This window comes from Streptomyces sp. NPDC002935 (assembly GCF_040611295.1).
GTDB lineage: Bacteria > Actinomycetota > Actinomycetes > Streptomycetales > Streptomycetaceae > Streptomyces.
On the sequence record NZ_JBEXNW010000095.1, the window covers coordinates 1 to 1283 of the forward strand.

Below are 1283 nucleotides of genomic sequence, written 5' to 3' on the forward strand. Positions count from 1 at the left end.
CTAGAGCGTGTCTCTTTGATCGGTTGGCCGGTTGATCGGATGTGTCCGTCCGTTTAGTGATCACTGATGCGATGTGGGACCGGATCGAGCCGATGATGCCGGCCGATCCGGTTCGTGGCCGACGGTGGGCAGACCATCGCCGCACCCTTGAGGCCATCGCCTGGAAGTACCGCACCTGCTCACCCTGGCGGGATCTGCCGGACCAGCTCGGCTCCTTTCAGACCGCCCACAAAAGGCTGATCCGATGGGCCATGGACGGCACTTGGGAACGGATCTTTGCCGCCGTCTTGTCAACAGCGGACGGCAGCGACGACGTCGGCTGGACCGTGGCGGTGGACTCCACTGTCTGCCGAGCCCACCAGCACGCTGCCGGAGCCAGAAAAAGGGGGCACCGGAACGAGGCGAACCCGAAGATCACGGACTCGGACGCTCCAGAGGCGGTCTGAGCACGAAAGTCCACTTGGCCAGCGACAGCCGTGCCCGGCCGCTCGCGGTTCGCATCACCGCAGGCCAGGCAGGCGACGCACCGGCCTTCGAGGCCGTCATGGCCGGCATCCGCGTTCCGCGGAGCGGGCCCGGAAGACCGAGGACTCGGCCGGATGCCGTCCTGGCCGACCGTGCGTATTCATCCCGCGCGATCAGGAGCCATCTTCGTCGGCGCGGGATCCGTGCCGTCATCCCCCAACCTTCCGACCAGGTCGGCCACCGCCTCCGCCGAGGTCGAAACGGCGGCCGACCACCCGCTTTCGACGCCGAGGCATACAAGCAGCGGAACACCGTCGAACGATGCATCAACCGTCTCAAGCAATGGCGCGGCCTGGCCATGCGAACAGACAAGCTCGCCATCGCCTACCAGGGCGCACTACACCTCGCCGCCATCCTCATCTGGACGCGGCCGCGTCCAGACCAATAGTGGATCCCCAAAGTAGTAGCTCTGGGCTCAACTCCATTGCTCCGGATCACTCACCAACAACCTCTATCTGCTCCCAGTCCGTGGGAGTGCCCGTCCCTCCATAGGCTTCGACGAACTGGTAAAGCGTGCCGTCCGGAGAACCCGTGGGCGGGGCGCTACCGAGCCATACGGCGTCACATTCGTGGCATACCCACAGGCAGCGACCGTCTTTGACCAGATGGAACGCCGATACCTTGCCTGCGTTGCATCGAGTGCACACAACCACCAACTACCCCCTTTCACACGGGTCACGCTGCTGCGCAACTATCGCAGCGGAGCTCAAGAACCCTGGACTGAGTGCGGTCTCCTACCGTCAAAGAGACAGGCTCTA

1 protein-coding gene is annotated in these 1283 nt (G+C 64.3%); it reads left to right on the forward strand.

Annotation, left to right across the window (positions count from 1 at the left end; genetic code table 11):
* Positions 1–71 precede the first annotated feature (71 nt).
* A protein-coding gene (locus tag ABZX90_RS43795; protein WP_351130360.1) for an IS5 family transposase occupies positions 72–913 on the forward strand; the annotation gives its coding sequence in 2 pieces (ribosomal slippage) (positions 72–402 and positions 402–913; 843 coding nt in all).
* Positions 914–1283: the final 370 nt, after the last annotated feature.